Here is a 2,641-nt window from a genome sequence, read left to right on the forward strand (position 1 = left end):
GTTCAGTTTCAAGTAGTCCGCATGTGTTCGTGCGTGTTCGCTTTGGCCTTACCCGTCGACGTGTCCCGCTTGCGCGAGACCGTCTCGTTCCACTTCCGCCCTACGAATCGAAAATGACCTCGACAAGCCGCCGTGACTTCCTGCGTGCCGCCGCTCAAGCGGCGGGCGCCGCTGCCGCCATGGGTGCATTGCCCGCCGGTATCCGCAATGCGCTCGCCATTCCCGCCAACGATGCGACGCGCAGCATCGACGACATCGAGCACATCGTCATCCTGATGCAGGAAAACCGCTCGTTCGACCACTACTTCGGCACCCTGCGCGGCGTACGCGGCTACGGGGACCGCCGCGCGATCACGTTGCCCAACGGCCGGCCCGTCTGGTACCAGCCGGCTGCGGCGGATCTCGGTTACGTCTTGCCGTTTCGGCCGAGCGCGCCGGAGCTCGGCATGCAGTTCCTGCAAGACTTGCCGCACGACTGGACGACGACGCATGCCGCATGGAACGGGGGGCGCTACGATCAGTGGGTACCGGCCAAGAGTACGACGACGATGGCTTATCTCACGCGTGAAGACATTCCATTTCACTACCAGCTTGCCGATGCCTTCACGATCTGCGATGCCTATCACTGCTCGGGCATGACGCCGACGGATCCGAACCGCTACTACATGTGGACGGGCTGGGTAGGCAACGACGGCAGCGGTGGCGGTCCCGTGATCGATAACGCCGAAGCCGGCTACGGTTGGTCGACGTTTCCGGAGAAGCTCCAGACGGCCGGCATCTCGTGGAAGATCTATCAGGACGTCGGGACGGGCCTCGACGCGAAAGGCTCGTGGGGTTGGACGCAGGACGCCTTCATAGGCAACTACGGCGACAACTCGCTGCTCTATTTCAACCAGTACCGCAATGCTCAGCCGGGCGATCCGCTTTACGACAATGCGCGCACGGGCACCCATGTCGCGGTGAGCGGCGACTACTTCGACGTTCTGAAGCGCGACGTGCAGGGCGGTAAGCTCCCGCAGGTCTCGTGGATCGTTGCTCCCGAGGCGTACTCCGAGCACCCGAATTGGCCTGCGAATTATGGCGCCTGGTATATCGATCAGGTGTTGCAGGTTCTGACATCGAACCCGGCGGTATGGAGCAAAACAGCGCTTCTCATCACCTACGACGAAAACGATGGCTTCTTCGATCACGTCGCGCCGCCGTTTGCGCCATGGTCGCCGAGCGTCGGCCGCTCGACAGTGGACACGATCGACGAGTACTACCCGGGCAAGGACGGCAATCCTGCGGGGCCCTACGGTCTGGGGCCGCGGGTACCGATGCTCGTTGTTTCGCCGTGGTCGAAGGGCGGCTGGCTCTGCTCGGAGACGTTCGATCACACGTCGATCATTCGCTTCATCGAGCGCCGGTTCGGCAACGGCGGAAGCCGCAATCTGAGTGAACTCAACATCACGCCGTGGCGCCGCGCGATCTGCGGGGACCTCACGCGTGCGTTCGATTTCGCTCATCCGAACGCCGCATTCCCGGCGCTTCCGGCAACGACCGGCTATGTGCCGCCCGACAAAGCACGCCATCCGGACTACGTACCGGTGCCGCCGCTCGTTCAGGCGAAGCCGAATCAGGAACCGGGCGTGCGACCGGCGCGTGCGCTGCCGTACGAGCTGTTCGTCCACTCGCGCGTCGAAGCGGCGCAGCGCGCGCTTCGCCTCGAGTTCATCAATACCGGTTCGGCCGCGGCCGCGTTTCTCGTCTATCGTGCAAAAAGCCTCGACGCCCCCCGCTCGTACGCCGTCGAAGCGAAAAAGCGCGTTGCCGATACACTGGCGCTGCCCGTCGACGGGCGGTACGACTACACCGTGCATGGTCCGAATGGGCTGATGCGCCGCTTCGCGGGTGCGGCCGTGCCGATTGCCGCAAGCGGCTGGAACGCGGGCACGGCGATGCCCGAGGTCACCGAGTCGTACGACGTGGCGAACGGAAACATCGAACTGCACTTGAAGAACTTCGGCAGCGCGGCTTGCGTGTTTACCGTCGTCAACGCTTACGATGGGAGCCTCGTCAAACGCAGGGTCGCCGGTGGAGAAAGTGCGGACCTGTATATCGATTTGCGGGCATTTCATGCGTGGTATGACTTGAAAGTCAGCATCGATACCGATCCGGCGTTTCATCGAGCACTTTCCGGTCACGTCGAAACCGGCCGCGACAGCATGAGCGATCCGGCCTTCGGCGCGCCTTGATCGATCGAACGGGTTCGCTCTTGGGGCGGACCCGTCCTTCCGTTCAACGTCACCGCTCCCTTCTCTCAATAACGTTTCCCCCGTTCCCTTTCCCGTCCCTCTCCTCTAACACGGCCGCCGCGCATTGCGATGGACCGATCGATGGTCCATAACGTCGCTCATCTCGTAATTGCGGGGTCCAGCTCATGACGTCGATCAGCCGCCGCGTTTTCATGCGGGCAGCCGCGCAAGCGGCAGGTACATTTGCCGCTGCCGGTTTGTTGCCGACGGGCATTCGCAATGCACTCGCGATTCCCGCCCACGATACGACCCGCAGCATCGAGGACGTCGCGCACGTCGTCGTCCTGATGCAGGAAAACCGCTCGTTCGATCATTACTTCGGTACGCTTCGCGGTGTGCGCGGCTAC

Annotated in this window: 2 protein-coding genes; both read left to right on the forward strand. The window is 63.0% G+C overall.

Annotated elements, in window-relative coordinates; all coding sequences use genetic code 11:
• Positions 1 to 113 precede the first annotated feature (113 nt).
• The gene (locus tag VGL01_RS22385; RefSeq protein WP_331573273.1) at positions 114 to 2,234 is read left to right on the forward strand and encodes a phosphocholine-specific phospholipase C; all 2,121 of its coding nucleotides are present in this window, start codon (positions 114 to 116) and stop codon (positions 2,232 to 2,234) included.
• A 185-nt stretch (positions 2,235 to 2,419) separates the two neighbouring features.
• Positions 2,420 to 2,641, forward strand: a 222-nt coding sequence (locus VGL01_RS22390; RefSeq protein WP_331573275.1) for an alkaline phosphatase family protein, incomplete at its 3' end; no start/stop codon positions are given.

It is taken from the genome of Trinickia sp., from assembly GCF_036503415.1.
Taxonomy (GTDB): Bacteria; Pseudomonadota; Gammaproteobacteria; order Burkholderiales; family Burkholderiaceae; genus Trinickia.